At 71.3% G+C, this 14,363-nt stretch carries 14 protein-coding genes; 10 read left to right on the top strand and 4 right to left on the bottom strand.

Going from position 1 to position 14,363, the window contains the following annotated elements; genetic code table 11:
• Positions 1-49: 49 nt before the first annotated feature.
• The 3 genes from ABD817_RS34630 (at position 50) to ABD817_RS34620 (ending at position 4,073) form a co-directional block, all read left to right on the top strand.
• Positions 50-2,773: an immune inhibitor A domain-containing protein gene (locus tag ABD817_RS34630; RefSeq protein WP_344922584.1), complete on the top strand. Its 2,724-nt coding sequence runs from the start codon at positions 50-52 to the stop codon at positions 2,771-2,773.
• Positions 2,774-2,908: 135 nt separating this feature from the next.
• Entirely contained in the window at positions 2,909-3,847 is a 939-nt protein-coding gene (locus tag ABD817_RS34625; RefSeq protein ID WP_344922582.1) for a diacylglycerol/lipid kinase family protein, read from the top strand.
• Between the two features lie 70 nt (positions 3,848-3,917).
• Positions 3,918-4,073: a hypothetical protein gene (locus tag ABD817_RS34620; RefSeq protein WP_344922580.1), complete on the top strand. Its 156-nt coding sequence runs from the start codon at positions 3,918-3,920 to the stop codon at positions 4,071-4,073.
• 27 nt (positions 4,074-4,100) lie between these two features.
• Here ABD817_RS34620 and ABD817_RS34615 read toward each other — a convergent pair whose 3' ends face one another.
• From ABD817_RS34615 to mads6, 3 genes are read right to left on the bottom strand one after another with little or no spacing between them, the layout of a single operon-like run.
• Positions 4,101-5,342, bottom strand: a complete 1,242-nt coding sequence (locus ABD817_RS34615) for a CU044_5270 family protein (protein WP_344922579.1) — start codon at positions 5,340-5,342, stop codon at positions 4,101-4,103.
• On the bottom strand, positions 5,335-5,931 hold the full coding sequence (locus tag ABD817_RS34610) for an RNA polymerase sigma factor (protein WP_344922578.1): 597 nt from the start codon (positions 5,929-5,931) through the stop codon (positions 5,335-5,337). The genes ABD817_RS34615 and ABD817_RS34610 overlap by 8 nt, the downstream gene beginning before the upstream one ends.
• Positions 5,932-5,989: 58 nt before the next feature.
• Positions 5,990-7,753 (bottom strand): methylation-associated defense system protein kinase MAD6, encoded by a 1,764-nt coding sequence (gene mads6, locus ABD817_RS34605; protein ID WP_344922577.1) that lies wholly within the window; start codon positions 7,751-7,753, stop codon positions 5,990-5,992.
• A gap of 496 nt (positions 7,754-8,249) precedes the next feature.
• Here mads6 and ABD817_RS34600 point away from each other — a divergent pair, with 496 nt between their 5' ends.
• The 4 genes from ABD817_RS34600 (at position 8,250) to ABD817_RS34585 (ending at position 10,857) form a co-directional block, all read left to right on the top strand.
• Positions 8,250-8,648: a phage holin family protein gene (locus ABD817_RS34600; RefSeq protein WP_344922576.1), complete on the top strand. Its 399-nt coding sequence runs from the start codon at positions 8,250-8,252 to the stop codon at positions 8,646-8,648.
• Complete coding sequence (locus ABD817_RS34595; RefSeq protein ID WP_344922575.1) at positions 8,645-9,352, top strand: DUF3618 domain-containing protein; 708 nt, start codon at positions 8,645-8,647, stop codon at positions 9,350-9,352. Before ABD817_RS34600 ends, ABD817_RS34595 begins: the two co-directional genes overlap by 4 nt.
• A gap of 446 nt (positions 9,353-9,798) precedes the next feature.
• Positions 9,799-10,371, top strand: coding sequence for a hypothetical protein (locus tag ABD817_RS34590; protein WP_344922574.1), 573 nt, complete (start codon positions 9,799-9,801; stop codon positions 10,369-10,371).
• A gap of 9 nt (positions 10,372-10,380) precedes the next feature.
• A complete protein-coding gene (locus tag ABD817_RS34585; RefSeq protein ID WP_344922572.1) occupies positions 10,381-10,857 on the top strand; it encodes a VOC family protein in 477 nt (158 codons plus the stop codon).
• Between the two features lie 47 nt (positions 10,858-10,904).
• On the opposite strand, the gene ABD817_RS34580 is transcribed toward ABD817_RS34585, so the two are convergent.
• Positions 10,905-11,600, bottom strand: coding sequence for a TenA family protein (locus ABD817_RS34580; protein WP_344922571.1), 696 nt, complete (start codon positions 11,598-11,600; stop codon positions 10,905-10,907).
• Between the two features lie 184 nt (positions 11,601-11,784).
• Here ABD817_RS34580 and wrbA point away from each other — a divergent pair, with 184 nt between their 5' ends.
• From wrbA to ABD817_RS34565, 3 genes are all read left to right on the top strand, one after another.
• Positions 11,785-12,420 (top strand): NAD(P)H:quinone oxidoreductase, encoded by a 636-nt coding sequence (wrbA, locus tag ABD817_RS34575; protein ID WP_344922569.1) that lies wholly within the window; start codon positions 11,785-11,787, stop codon positions 12,418-12,420.
• Positions 12,421-12,593: 173 nt separating this feature from the next.
• Entirely contained in the window at positions 12,594-13,112 is a 519-nt protein-coding gene (locus ABD817_RS34570; RefSeq protein WP_344922568.1) for a MaoC family dehydratase, read from the top strand.
• 26 nt (positions 13,113-13,138) lie between these two features.
• The gene (locus ABD817_RS34565; RefSeq protein ID WP_344922567.1) at positions 13,139-14,299 is read left to right on the top strand and encodes an acyl-CoA dehydrogenase family protein; all 1,161 of its coding nucleotides are present in this window, start codon (positions 13,139-13,141) and stop codon (positions 14,297-14,299) included.
• Positions 14,300-14,363: the final 64 nt, after the last annotated feature.

Genomic DNA, 14,363 nt, shown 5'->3' with positions numbered 1-14,363 from the left:
CAGAGTCAGCAGCGGAGGCGCTCGCAAACGCCTTCTCGCGATAGTCCCCGTGCTCGGCCTGGCCGTCACGGGACTGGCTGTGGGCGGTGCGTCGGCCGAGAGCGACACCTCGGTCGCGCGGTACCAGCCGACCGCGGCCGACTACTACATCAACTACGCGCCCCCGAGGGACGAGCCGGAGGTCGACGACCCCGCCGTGCCGTCGGCGCGGGCGCGCAAGCTCAGCCCCTCCAAGAAGATCACCGAGAAGTACACGGAGGGCAACCCGGTCGCCGCGCGGGTGCTGGCGAAGCGCGAGGCCCAGGCGATCAGGACGGGGATCAACCCCGCCGACTTCATCTTCAAGAAGTCGAAGACCGTCAAGACGGCCAAGCTCCTCACGCTGCTGGTGGAGTTCAACGACAAGGCCAACGACGACTTCTCCGGCTTCTCCCGGCCCGGGAACGTCGACAGCGAGGACCCGGCCGAGTGCGTCACCGAGCCGGCGGGCACGCTGCTCAACGGCCCGCTGCACAACAGGATCCCCAACCCGGCCACCCTGTCCCACAAGGACAACAACAGCTTCTGGGTGCCCGACTTCAGCCCCGACCACTTCAACAAGATGCTCTACAGCAAGCAGGGCATCACCCAGCGCGTCCGCACCGACCTGACCGACCCCCGGGACGGCCGCAAGGGCATCGACATCTCCGGCTCCACCATGAAGAACATGTACGAGGAGATGTCCAAGGGCGCCTACACGGTCACCGGGCAGGCGAGCCCGTGGATCAAGGTCCCGCACTCCGAGGCGTACTACGGCGCGCGCGCCTGCGGCCAGCCGGTGCAGGACATGACCGGCCACCCGGACAACCCGCGCGGGGCCGGCCAGCTCGCCATCGACGCGGTCGACACCCTGGCCGCCACCAACCCGAACTTCCCGTGGGCCGACTACGACATCGAGGACGTCGGTGACGCCGACGGCGACGGGAACTTCGCCGAGCCCGACGGCGTGGTCGACCACCTCGTCCTGGTCCACGCGGGCAAGGACAAGTCCTCCGACGGCGGCGCCGAGGGCACCTACGCGATCTGGGCGCACTCCAGCGCGGTGGCCGGCGGACACCAGGTTCCCGGCGAGAACGTGAAGATCTCCAACTACATCGTGCAGCCCGAGGACTCCGGCGTCGGCGTCTTCGCCCACGAGTACGGCCACGACCTGGGCCTGCCGGACCTCTACGACACCAGCGGCCAGTTCTCCTCGGCCGTCGACTTCTGGGACCTGATGTCCGCCGGTTCGCACAGCGGCCCGATCTTCCAGTCGATGCCCACCCACATGAGCATCTGGAGCAAGTGGGTCCTCGGCTGGGCCAACCCCAAGATCTTCAACCCCGGCGACCGCGCCGGTGTGGTGACGATCGGCCAGGCCTCGCGCACGCCCAGGCTCACCGAGGACGGCGTCAGGGTGAACCTGGCCAGCCCCCCGGTCGTCATGGTCGAGCCGCACAGCGGCACCAAGACGTTCTGGTCCAACTTCGACCAGGAGTGGGCGAACGTCAAGATCGGCCGTGACGTCCAGGTGCCCGCCGGAACCGACCTGAAGTTCCGGATGTGGAACAACTACGAGATCGAGGAAGACTGGGACTACGGTTTCGTCGAGATCTCCACCGACGGCGGCACGACCTGGGCCCAGCAGAAGGTCTACACCGAGGGCGGCGCCCTGGTCTCCACCGACGACGACTACGCCGACCCCAACGGCAACCTGGTCGCGTTCGGCAACAAGAAGTACGGTCTCACCGGGAACACCGACGGCTGGCGGCACGACTACGTCGACCTCGCCCCGTTCGCCGGCAAGACCGTCAAGCTGCGCCTGACCTACAACACCGACGCCGCCTACACCCCGCGCGGCTGGCACGTCGACGACTTCGCGCTCACCAACGGCACCCAGACCGTGTGGAGCGACGACCTGGAGAGCGGCGCCACCGGCTGGACGGCCAGTGGCGGCAGCTTCAACGGCACCACCGGCCAGGGCTGGGTCGTCAACGACGGCAAGCGCGAGGTCTCCCGGTTCTACCTGGCCGAGTGGCGCAACCTCGACGGTTTCGACAAGGGCCTGCAGTACACCTACAACTCCACCTACTCGCGTGACGGCGCGTGGAAGGTGGAGAAGGTCAAGTACAACGCCCCCGGCATGCTCGTCTGGCTCCGCGACTCGAACTACACCAACAACTCGGTGGCCAACGGCCTCGAACTGGCGCCGAGCATCGGCGCCAAGGGCAGCCTGCTCCTCGTCGACTCCCACTTCGACCCGCTGCGGCGGACCGGCGCGGCGGCCGAGAAGGACACCACGACGCTCAAGAACATGCCGGGACGCGCGCAGAGCTCGAACGCCGCCTTCTCCTTCGCCAAGACCTACCCCTTCACCGAGTGCTTCGAGGGACCCGGCGAGCCCTTCAGCGAGTACTGCACCAAGGTGGCCGCGCAGGGCGGGGTCTCCGAGTTCACCGACGCCAAGACCTGGTACCCCGGGTTCGAGGCGCGCGGGACCAGCCTGTTCTACCGTGACGTGGACGCCTCGACGGTCATCCCCTCCAAGGGCGACCAGCCGTACAGCACCCGCGTCGTCAACGCCGACGGCACCCCGGCCACCGAGATGTACGGGACCGACATGGGCAACGGCCACGTCCTCGGCTCCGGCAACCCCGGCGACGAGGGCAAGGCGCTGGGCGTGAAGCTCAAGCTGATCACCCCGCTCCCGGGCGACCTCGGCGCGATCGTGCAGGTCACCCCGCCCAAGAAGTAGGTCACCCCGCCCAGGAGACCCCCAGAAAGGCGCTCGGAAGGCCCCTGGAGGCACCCGGGAGGCACGGGCCCCGCCGTCACCGACGGCGGGGCCCTACCATTTGAACGGGCAACCACCCGATCGGATAGGGGCAGCGTGGGAGAGCTTCGAAGCAAGGCCGAGCACACCGAGGCCATCCGGACCAAGGGCAGGGTCCGCGTGGTCGTCAACACGCGCTCGCGCCAAGGCCGGCGCCACTACCCCGCCGTGGTCCGCGCGCTGCGGGCCGAGGGGTTCGACTCGATCCGCTTCCTGCCGGTGGTCGATCCCAAGCGCCTGCGCGCCACCCTGGAGGAGGCCCTCGCCGACGAGCCCGACCTGCTCGTCGTGGGCGGCGGCGACGGCACGCTCAGCGCCGCCGTCAAGCACGTCGCCCACCGCGACGTCGCCCTCGGGGTGCTGCCCCTGGGCACCACCAACAACTTCGTCCGCAGCCTCGGTGTCCCCCTCGACCTCGCCGGAGCCGTCCGGGTCCTGCGCACCGGGAAGGTCGCCGACATCGACCTCGGCGTCGCCGGAGACCGCGAGTTCGCCAACCTGGCCAGTTTCGGGGTCTCGGTGGAGGTGGCGGGCAAGGTCAGGCACGGGGTGAAGCGCCTCCTCGGCCGCGCGGCCTACCCCCTCACCGCCCTGACGGTCCTCCCGGGCCACCGGCCGTTCCGCGCCTTCCTCACCGTGGACGGGCACCGCCACGAGCTGCTCACCCACCAGCTCAACATCGCCAACGGCCGCTTCCACGGCGGCTGGCAGGTCGCCAGGGACATCAGCATCGACAACGGGCGGCTGGTCGCGTACCAGCTCGGCTCGGGCAAGCGCCTGCGCCTGCTGCTGGAGACCATGGTCCGCGCCGGCAGCGGCCGCTGGCGCAGCCTGGCGGGCGGCCCCTTCGTCGTGGGGCGCGAGATGCACCTGGAGACCGACCCGCCGATGGCCGCCGACGTCGACGGCGAGGTCCGTCTGATGACCCCCATCACGATCCGTACCGTCCCCAACGGCCTGCGGGTGATGGTCCCCGACGACTTCGTCGACTCCTGAGCCCGGTGCCGACGGTGATTGGAACCGGGCTCAGCGGGTAGTCGTCGGGTTCCGACAGAGGGAGGACACCATGGCGTCGCTGATCGACCGAATCCGAAGCTACCTGCGCACCCCGCAGGGGCAGCGGAACCTGGAGAAGGCAAAGGCGATGGCCCGCGACCCGCGCAACCAGCAGAAGCTGCGCGGGCTGCTCGACCGCTTCCGGGGTGGCCACACCCGCCGCTGACCCTGCCGACGCCCACCGCCCGGCGGCTCAGTCGCGCCGGGCGGGCAGGTCGGGCATGTCGTCGGTCCAGCCGATCCGCTCGTACGCGGTGAACGAGGCGACCTTGTAGGTCCGCCCGTCCGGGAGCCGGTCGAGATTGTCCCTCTCCCGGGACAGCGGCAGACCGCTCGCCACGTCGATCACGAGCCGGTTCCTCCCGAAGACCCTGTTCTCGCCCTGCGGCATGGACGTGCTGGCCGGGTAGGAGATCGCCTGGCCGACCCGGCCGAGATCGTCGACGACCTCTCCCTCGGAATTCATCCCCGGCAGGGAGGCGAGGAGCTGGTAGGCCGCCGCGCGCGTCTCGGGAGAGACCGGGAGCGAGGTGATGATGGTCATGCAGTCCTCCAGCATCCACGGATCCGCCTCCCCCCGCTTGCCCGGATCCGGCCGCTCGGCGGTGAGAGAGGCGTTGCGCTCGCCCAGGTAGGCCTTCAGCTTCTCCGGGGTGTCCGGCATCGCGCTCACCTCGGCCCAGGTGAGCGACCCCTTGGTCAGGTGGCCCGCCGACCCGATCCACCCGCCGCGCAGCCAGGACGCCTCCGGCTCTCCCTTCGCGGACTCGATCCGGTGCTCGGGGGAGATGTAGCCACCCGTCAGCGCGCCGTCCTCGAACAGCCAGCGGGTCGGCGAGCCGTTCTTCCGCCAGGCCGCCTCGTCCCTGGGCGTCGCGGGTTTCGCGCCGAGATACTGGTTGATCCTCCAGCTCTTCCTGTCACGTGTCCGCGACAGCCACATCTCCGTGGCGTGGCGCCGCAGGACGAGGTATCGGGCACCGGGCTCGACGCGCTGGGACCCGTTGACGGTGCGGATGACCCAGTAGGCACCCTTCGTGGGAGCCTTGGCCACCGCGGTCGCCGCGGCCAGCAGGACCTGCCGCGCCGTGGCCGAGGTGTCCGGCGCCGGCAGCCGGTTGAGCGGTGCCGGGGGGTGTACGGCGGTCGACGAGGTGACCACCAGGGCCGCGGCCGCCGCGGTCCCGGCCAGTCCCACCCCCAGGGCCGTCCACCAGGCCGTCCTGCGGCCGCGCCGCGCCTGCCGGATCATCCGGTCTCCCGGCGATCCGGGGGAGGGAGATCCGGGGGAAGACGGCCCGGACGGCTCGAAGGACTCGGAGAACCCGGAGAAGGGGTCGGCGGCGGCCAGGAGCCGGGCCCGGCCCGCCGCGATCACCTCGTGGGACGGCTCCGGCTCGGTGAGCAGGTCACGAACCGAGGTCAGTTCATCCATCGGAGTCTCCGATCATGGGATTGACGCCGCCCAGCGCGGTGCGCAGCTTCCTGCGCACCCGGTTGAGCCGGGAGCCGACGGTGCCGAACGGGATGCGGAGGGTCTGTGAGACCTCCTCGTAGCTCAGGTCGGCGAGCGCGACGAGCAGCAGGACGTCGCGGTCGCCGTCCGGGAGGCGGCGCAACGCCGACGCGAGCGGCCCCTGCACGCCCGCGGCGGCGAGGCGCGCGGCCACTCGCTCCTCGTGTCCCTCGTCGGCCTCACCGGTGACGGGCGCCCGCTGCAGGGCCTCCAGCCTGCGCATCTCGCTTCTGCGATGCTGGGCGACCAGGTTGGTGGCGATGCCGTACAGCCAGGGCCGGACCGTCCCCCTGGCGGGGTCGAACGACTCCCGCCTGCGGAACGCGACCAGGAAGGTCTCGGCGGCGACGTCGTCGGCGATCTGCGAGCCGAGCCGTCCCGCGGCGTAGCGGTGGATCTCGACGAAGTAGCGGTCGTAGAGGACCGCGAACAGGTCGGGGTGATCCCGGGATCGTTCTATCAGCTCGGCGTCGCCGATTCTCGTCGGCGCGTCAGGGGGAGCGGCCATGTGCCGGGTGTCCCTTCTGTGGGTTACACCCTTACTCCGTCGCGCGGCCGATTCGCCTTCACGGCTGTTTTCCGGTGATACGCCGGAATCTCGTCCTGAGCCTGTCGATCAGCGGCTCCCGCGCCGGTACGCCCTCGGGGCGCGCGGTCTCCTGCCGGGCGGGTGCCTGGGGACGGGCGTCCCGAGGGTGGCGTCCTGGCCTGTGCTCCTCGGGCCCGTGCTCCTCCGGCTTGTGCTTCACCGGCCGTCCGATGTCCGTCGCGCCGGGGTTCGCCGTGACGACGCCCGCCGCGCCGGGGCCCTGGGGTGCCGGGGCCTGAGGGTGGCCGGTGTGCCGTGGCCGGACATCCTGGGGACGGGCGTCCGACACGGCGGGGTCTGATGCGGCAGGGCCTGACACGGCGGGGTCCGGTCGTACGGCGAGGTGCGGCGGGACGGGCGGCTGGGCGGCGGGGACTCGGCGGACGGGCTCCGCCGGGCGGGGCCGCCGGGCCCGGCGCAGGTCGGCGAGGGTCTCGGCGGCGGTGGGACGCTTGTGCGTCGCGTGGTCGCGCATGCGCCGCAGCAGGTCCATGACCTCCACGGGCGCCTCGCCGGAGGCGGGCTCGGCGTCGGGGGTGACCGGCGGAAGCTTCCCGGTCAGCAGCTGGAAGGCGATCACCCCGGCCGCGTACACGTCGGAGGCGGCCGTCATCCGCTCGGGCATGGCCTGGCACTCGGGGGCGGCGTAGTGGGTGTCGAGGACGTTGGGCAGCTCGTTGGCCACGGTGTGCGCCCGGGGCCCCGGCTTGGCGTAGTCGAACCCGGTGAGCATGGCCCGGCCCTCCTCCGTCACCAGCACGCACGCGGGGCTGAGCGCCCGGTGGATCACGTTGTTGGCGTGGACGTGGGCCAGGCCGAGCAGCATGTCCTCCACCACGTCCAGCCGGGCGGCGGTGGAGAGCGTGGAGGGGGAGGCGGTGAGGTGCAGGTGCAGCGCCTGGCCGTGCACGTCGTCGAGGACGAGCACGAACCGGCTCTCGTCGTCGATGGCGAAGAAGTCGCGGGCGCGCACCACGCACGGGTGCGGGGGAATCCTGGTGAGGGCCTGGTAGGCGTTGGTGATCAGCCGTCGCTCGGCCGCCCTCGGCTCCTCCTCGGCCAGCGGGTCGGCCCGGTAGACGCGCAGCAGGACCGTCTCACTGCCCGGGACCGTCGCGTTGATCGCACGGTACTCGGTGACCCGGGTGTCGCCGCCCAGCTGCTCCTCCACCTCCCAGCTGCCGAAGCGCGGCGGCGCCGTGGAACGCCGCACGCTCCCGTTGAGCGCCTCGATGATCGCGGTACCGTACGGCGCGGTGTCCGTGGTGTGGCCGCGCCTGACGCGGGAGACGTCACTCAGCGTGCCGATCAGCCCGGCGAGGTCGGTGACGTGCCGCGAGTCGCGGCCGGCCGGGTCGACCAGTTCCGCGTCGGCCCCGGTGAGTACCACGAGGCTGTCGACGTAGACCCGGTCCAGCTCGCGTCGCTCCTGGGTGAGCAGGCCCTTGAGGGCGCGCCCGTTGCCGCGCAGCTTGGCGACGGGGGAGCCGAACGCCTCACGCCGCAGCGGGAACCAGCGGGTCCCCGCTACCTCGATCCGGCCGCGGGTGCCCTTGACGTCGATGACGCAGAGCGAGTGGCCGGTCAGGACGATCACGTCCACCTCGAAGGTGTCGTCTCCCCGGGGCACCTCGATGTTGTGCAGCAGCAGCCAGTCGTCCGGGGCGCTGTCTCGCAGGTGCGCGATGACCCGTCGCTCGGCGTCGTTGACCGGGCTTCCGCCGCCGACGATCTGTGCCATCTCTAGCGTGCCGCCTTCCTGATCGCGCTCATCGTGCCACGCACCATCCCAAGAGGCTCATCTTCACCCGTACCTCTACTTTTCCACCACTCGGACACGCGGGCCTCCCTATGATCATGGCGTATCCCGGCCGTGAGACGTGATCGACGTGTCCGGGGGGCCAGGCGGCGGCGTCCTCCACCCGGTCGGCCGGGGCGTGGCTCCCGCGGATCACGGCCATGGGCGGGCGGGTCGGCCACCACCGTCCCCGGGCCGGGCGGCCCGGCCGACACGCCCGGAGCCGTCCCCCCGGCCGCCTGACCCACCGGGCCGCGCCGTGGAGGCCCCCGGCTCGGGAAACCCCTCGTACCGCCGTGGACGCCCGGCCTCCCCGGTTCCGCCACGTGACCGCAGGTGACCGCACGTGGCCGCACCCCCTGTGATCATCGCAGTCAGGGCCATGTTTGCCGGAGGAGGGGAGGGTAGACGTCTTCTCCTGTAGGGGAGGAGGCGGTCCATGACCAACACCAAGGAGTCGCTGCCGACGTCCGAGCTGATCCGGCAGCTGTCGGAGCAGGTCTCGCGTCTCGTCAGGGACGAGTTGCGCCTGGCCAAGGTGGAGCTGACGGAGAAGGGCAAGCACGCCGGGATCGGCGTGGGGCTGTTCGGCGGAGCGGGAGTCGTGGCCCTGTTCGGGGCCGGAGCCCTGGTCGCCGCGGTGATCCTGTTTCTCGCGCGGTACATGCCCCCGTGGGCGGCGGCCGCGCTCGTGGGCGGGGTGCTGCTGGCCGTGGCGGGCGCGCTCGGGTTCTTCGGCAAGCGCCAGGTCGCCGAGGCCGCCCCGCCGACCCCCGTACGGACCATCGAGAGCGTCAAGGACGACATCGACGCGGTGAAAGAGAGGGCGCACCGATGACCGAGACAGACCCGGGCGGGCCCGACCGGCGAGAGGCCGACGCCGGGACCACCGGATCCCGCAGGAAGGGCGTCGACGAGCCCATCACGCCGGACGAGAGCGGGTCGCTGAACATCCCGCCGAACCAGCCGGACGGCACGCCCCGCGAGGACCTCGGCGTTCCCGAGTCCGAGCGCGACGGCACTCCCCGGCTCCTCGACACCACGGCGACGACCACCCCGTACGCCAACACCGGTGGCACCGGCGGCACCGGTGGCACCGGCGGCGCGACGGAGACCGGCAAGACCGTCGGAGGCGACGGGAACGACACGGAGACCATGCGGCGGGACATCGAGGACGCCCGCCGCGAACTAGGCGACACAGTGGAGGCACTGGTGCACAAGACCGACGTCAAGGGCCGTTTCCAGGAGACCGCCGCCCAGGTGGGCGACGACCTGCGCAAGGTGGGGGCGGCGACCGCCACCACGGCCACCGAGATGGTGGAGCGGGTCAAGGTGGCCGCCCCCGAGATGGTCGGGCGGGTCAAGGAGGTGGCTCCCGAGGTCGTCGGCAGGGTCAAGGAGGTGACTCCCGTCGAGATCAAGGACGCGGCGGGCAGGGTCACGACCGAGGCGGGCAAGCGCCCCGTCGTGACGATCGCGGCGGTCGCCGCGCTCCTCCTGGTCGTCCTCCGCGTCCTGCGGCGAGGCAAGAAGAGGAAGTAGGCCGGCCAGTAGCGTCGGCAGGGCCGTCCCCGGCGATTCGCGGGGGCGGCTCACCCTTGTCCCGGCGAACGCCATCCGGCGTCCGGCCGGACGCCGCCTCGGGTTCCGGCCGGACGCCGGTCTCCCGCCCTGGAGATCGGCGTGACCACCGGATCCGCGGAGATCCGGCCGATCCTGTGCGCTCAAGCGAGCCAAACTCATGTCTGTCGGGGTAATCTGACCGTTTCCGGGTGGGCGGCGGACCCCCTCCTCTCCGCCCACCCGGGCTTTCCCATGCCCGATGTCCCATCGGGTGCTATCCGGTCCCGTCAGGTCCCCGTTTCCGGCCCGGAGGGTTTCCGGGCCGGGAGGCGAACTATCCTGATCTCTGACGCGCGGAGAGCCGGGCGCATGTAGCGTTCTCGGGGCAGGACACGATTCTCGGGGCAGGACACACAGGAGGTCTCATGCGCCGTGCTCTCGGGATCGCCGTAGGCCTCGCCCTCATCGCGGCCGCCCTGTCGCCGCTGCCGCAGGCCCAGGCCAGTTGCGTCACCGAGGCCAGGAAGTGCCAGGAGAAGCCGCTGATCGGTGTCGAGCTGACGGCCGGGGCCGTGTCGCGTCCGGATGCGGGCGGCCGGGTCTCCTACACCCTCGACTACTCCATGACGTGGACGCCCTCCTTCGCCCCCTACTGGGGCGCCTTCTGGGTGGGGGGCCGCTTCCCCAAGGGCGCGCGGGGCCCCACCCGGGCGGTGCTGCTCGACGCCACCACCGGCGGGCGGCTCGCCGTCCTCCGCTGCCGCGAGCACTCCGACGGCGTCTGGTGTGCCGCCGGAAGCCGCGTCCCGCACCGGGGGCGGATCGTCTTCACGACCCGCCTCGCGCCCGGTGCCGACGCCACGGCCAGGCTCGGTTTCGACAGCTTCGAGGGGCTCGGCCGCGAGGAGGCCGGGCGCCGCCTCAGCCGGGCGCAGGCGCGTGAGAGATTCTGCAACCACCGTTTCACCACGACCGTCACGACGACGCCGGCCCCCTGAGGAGACGAGTTGAACGCCGTACTGACCGGTGTGCACCACCTCAAGATCTGGGTGAGCGACCTGGAGCGGAGCCGCTCCTGGTACGAACGGGTCCTGGGGCTGGAGCACCACACCAGCTTCCAGGACGACGACGGGGTGATCAGGGGGATGAGCTTCACGGTCCCCGGCGCGTCCTTCCAGATCGCGCTGCGCGAGAACCCCGAGCTGGCCAGGGCGCTCTTCGACGCCGACCCCTTCGCGCTCCAGGTCACCCTTGAGGGGCTCGACGACTGGGCCGCCCGTCTCGACGGGCTCGGCGTCCCGCACAGCCCGATCTTCAGGGCCTCCGCGGGCCACGCGATGGGCTTCACCGACCCCGACGGCGTCCAGATCCGCCTGTACGCCCCGGACGAGCGGGTCCACGCGGCCCAGGTGGGCGCGGAAGGCGTCTACCGGTCGGGCGAGGCCCCCGACCCCATCCCCGCCCCCGGGCGGGACCAGGACTGAGTGGTCCCTTCCCCGCGTGCGGGGGCGCCGGGGTCCCCGGCGGGAGGTCAGGAACCGTCGGCCATGTCGAAGAAGCGCAGCTCCAGCCGTACGGCACGGCGGAAGAAGTCGAGCACGCGCAGCCGTCCCTCCTCGTCCAGCCCGGGACCCAGCCGGTCCAGCTCGTCGCGCAGGAAGTGCACCCAGGCGCGGAAGGCAGGGCCCTCGTGCAGCTCGATCCACTCGCGGTGCACGAAGTTGTCGGGCAGCGGCTCCTCGGCGAGGGCGGCCCAGCTCAGATAGGTCCATTCGGCCACGCACAGCACCGCCAGGACGAGCGGGTAGTCCAGGCCCGTCCTGGCCTCGTCCATCAGGGCGCGGAAGTCCTCCGTGACCGGCTCCAGCACGGGGGAGGCCAGGTCGGCGGGGGCGGCGCCGAGGGCGGCGAGGGCCCGGTGGAAGTACGTCACCTCCTCGGTGGTGGCGATCTCCCCCAGGAACCGGCCGAACGGCACCCGCGACTCGAAGCTGTCGGCGCAGGCGACGGCCGCCCCGAGCAGGGCGGTGAAGGAGTCGACGAACTGGAAGTCCTGGACCAGGTAGCGGCGCATGGCGTCGTCGGGGACGTCGCCCCGGGTGATCGAGGCGGCGAACGGGTGGTTCACCACCGCCGTCCACTCCGGCTCGCTCAGCGCGCGCATCCACTCGCTGAAGGCGGGGTCGACGGCACTCTCGCGCCACTCGTCGTAGGCGATCTGCTCCACGGGGCCTCTCCTCGCGATCTCGGCATCTCGATCAGCGTGAATGCTAGCCCCGCCGGGCCCGGCGCGCGGAGGCCGCCGCTCATTCCGTGATCACCTGGGTCAAAGAGTCTTTGCAGCTCGAGATGGGTTCTTCCGGGGCTTGTCGGGCACGTTCCGCAGGACGGGCCCGGAAGGATGTGAGGCAATGACCGAAGAGGGAGTGACCGAACCGGTCGTCAACGCCGCCGTCATCTACTACTCGGCCACGGGCACGGTCTTCGCGCTGGCCAAGGCCGCCGCCGTCGCCGCGGAGAAGGCCGGTGCCGAGGTCCGCCTGCGCAAGGTCAGGGAACTCGCCCCGGCCGAGGCCGTCGCGGCCAACGAGGGCTGGGCCGCCCACGCCGCCGCCACCCAGTACGTCGTGGAGGCCTCGCTGGCGGACCTGAGGTGGGCCGACGCGCTCCTGTTCGGCACGCCCACCCGCTACGGCAACCCCACCGCCCAGATGAGGCAGTTCATCGACACCACCGGCGGGCTCTGGGCCCAGGGCCTGCTGGCCAACAAGATCGTCTCGTCGTTCACCGCCAGCTCGACGGCTCACGGCGGGCAGGAGAGCACGATCCTCGCGATGAACAACACCTTCTACCACTGGGGCGCGATCATCGTGCCGCCCGGCTACGTGGACCCCGTCCAGTTCCGGTCCGGCAACCCGTACGGCACCAGCCACACCTCCCACAACGGCACGATCCCGCCCGGCGACCTGCAGCTGGAGGCGATGGGCTTCCAGGCGCGGCGGGTGGTGGAGGTCGCGGCGGCGTTCCTCCGGGGGCGCCTGCCCTGACGGCCCTACCTTACGATCGCCAGGTGACCGCCTACCGGGCACCCGCCGCCGATCCGCGCCGTCATGTCGTCTCGGGAGGGTTCCGGCCGGGAGCCCGGCCTGTGCGCCGGTGCGGCGCCGTGCCCGACGGCCGGCAGGCACCCGATCGGGACCGCACGTCCAGGGGAGAGACCGTGACCGTGCACGAACCCGGCCTAGGCCGGTACTACGAGGACTTCGTCGTCGGCGACGTCTACCAGCACCCGCTCGGCCGTACGATCAGCGAGGCCGACAACACCTGGTTCACCCTGCTGACGATGAACACCAACCAGAACCACTTCAACGCCCACTTCGCCGCGCGGGCCCCGGTCGGGAAGGTCATCGTCAACTCCGGCCTGTCCGTGGCGATCGTGCTCGGCATCTCGGTGATCGACATCAGCCAGACCGCTCTGATGAACCTCGGCTGGGACGAGATCAGGCTGACCCACCCGGTCTTCCTGGGCGACACCCTGTACGCGGAGTCGATCGTGCTGGACAAGCGGGAGTCGCGGTCGCGGCCCTACGCCGGGATCGTCACCTGCAAGACGCGTGGCCTCAACCAGGACGGCGACGAGGTCATGTCCTGGCGCCGCGCGGTGATGGTCTACCGCCGCGACGCGCCGCAGGACAAGAACTACTTCCCGACGGCCAGAACCGGCCCGCTCACCCCCTGACGCCGCTTCGCGGAAAGGACCCCGTGATGGACTTCGAGCTCAACGAGGAGCAGCGGCTGTTCCGCCGGACCCTGCGGGAGTTCGTCGACAGAGAGATCGTGCCGGTCGCCTCCGAGTGGGAGCGGACCGGCCGCTACCCCACGGAGATCGTCGAGGGCTTCAAGGAGATGGGGCTGTTCGGGATCACGATCCCCGAGGAGTACGGCGGGCTCGCCCTGGACCGGGTGTCGTTCGCCCTGGTCTTCGAGGAGATCGCACGCGGGTGGATGGGCGTGGCCGGGGTGCTCGGCTCGCACTCCCTGGCGGCCTGGATGATCGCCAGGTACGGCACCGAGGAGCAGCGGGACGCTTACCTGCCGGACCTGGCCACCGGCGCCCGCCGTACCGGCATCGCGCTGACCGAGCCCGCGGCGGGCACCGACCTGCAGGGCATCCAGACGCGGGCCGTCCGCGACGGCGACCACTACGTGATCAACGGCACCAAGACGTGGATCACCAACGCCCGGCACGCCGACCCGATGCCCGTCCTGGTCAAGACCTCCGTCACCGACCCCGCGCACCACGGCATGTCCCTCGTCCTCGTCGAGGCGGGAACCCCCGGGTACACCGTCGGCCGCGACCTGCCCAAGCTCGGCTACAAGGGCCCCGAGACATGTGAGATCGTGCTGCGGGACGTGCGCGTCCCGGTGTCCGCGCTGCTCGGCGGGGCCGAGGGGCGGGGCATGCAGCAGGCGCTGTCGGCCCTGGAACTCGGCCGGGTCAACATCGCCGCCCGCGCGGTCGGCCTCTCCCAGTGCGCCTACGACGCCGCGCTGGGCTACTCGCGCGAGCGCCACGCCTTCGGGCGGCCCATCGCGGACTTCCAGGCCATCCAGCTCAAGCTCGCCGACATGGCCACCGACATCCAGGCGGCCCGGCTGCTGACCTACTGGGCGGCGGTCCGCTCGGAGAGCGGCGCGGTGAACTCCGAGGCCGCGATGGCCAAGTACTTCGCCTCCGAGGTCGCGCTGCGCGCCACCACGGAGGCGATGCGGATCCACGGCGGCTACGGGTACTCGCAGGAGTTCGTTCTCGAACGCCTCTACCGCGACGCGCCCCTGATGGCCATCGGCGAGGGCACCAACGACATCCAGCGGATGGTGATCGCGAGGTCCCTCATCTCGGGGGCGGCCAAGATCGGGTGGTGACGCGTTCCCGTGACCCGTCCGTCCGCTTCCCGGCCACCGGGGCCGGAGCCGGAGCCGGGGAAGG

The sequence above is a fragment of the Streptosporangium oxazolinicum genome (assembly GCF_039537505.1).
GTDB classification, from domain to species: Bacteria; Actinomycetota; Actinomycetes; order Streptosporangiales; family Streptosporangiaceae; genus Streptosporangium; species Streptosporangium oxazolinicum.
This window is presented reverse-complemented; position numbering and strand designations above follow the sequence as displayed.

Bases quoted from the DNA above. Each gene is read 5' to 3' on its own strand.
- ABD817_RS34620 (WP_344922580.1), top strand. From the start codon at position 3,918: ATGGCGTCGCTGATCGACCGAATCCGAAGCTACCTGCGCACCCCGCAG.
- ABD817_RS34615 (WP_344922579.1), bottom strand. From the start codon at position 5,342: ATGGATGAACTGACCTCGGTTCGTGACCTGCTCACCGAGCCGGAGCCG.
- ABD817_RS34610 (WP_344922578.1), bottom strand. From the start codon at position 5,931: ATGGCCGCTCCCCCTGACGCGCCGACGAGAATCGGCGACGCCGAGCTG.
- mads6 (WP_344922577.1), bottom strand. From the start codon at position 7,753: ATGGCACAGATCGTCGGCGGCGGAAGCCCGGTCAACGACGCCGAGCGA.
- ABD817_RS34600 (WP_344922576.1), top strand. From the start codon at position 8,250: ATGACCAACACCAAGGAGTCGCTGCCGACGTCCGAGCTGATCCGGCAG.
- ABD817_RS34595 (WP_344922575.1), top strand. From the start codon at position 8,645: ATGACCGAGACAGACCCGGGCGGGCCCGACCGGCGAGAGGCCGACGCC.
- ABD817_RS34590 (WP_344922574.1), top strand. From the start codon at position 9,799: ATGCGCCGTGCTCTCGGGATCGCCGTAGGCCTCGCCCTCATCGCGGCC.
- wrbA (WP_344922569.1), top strand. From the start codon at position 11,785: ATGACCGAAGAGGGAGTGACCGAACCGGTCGTCAACGCCGCCGTCATC.
- ABD817_RS34565 (WP_344922567.1), top strand. From the start codon at position 13,139: ATGGACTTCGAGCTCAACGAGGAGCAGCGGCTGTTCCGCCGGACCCTG.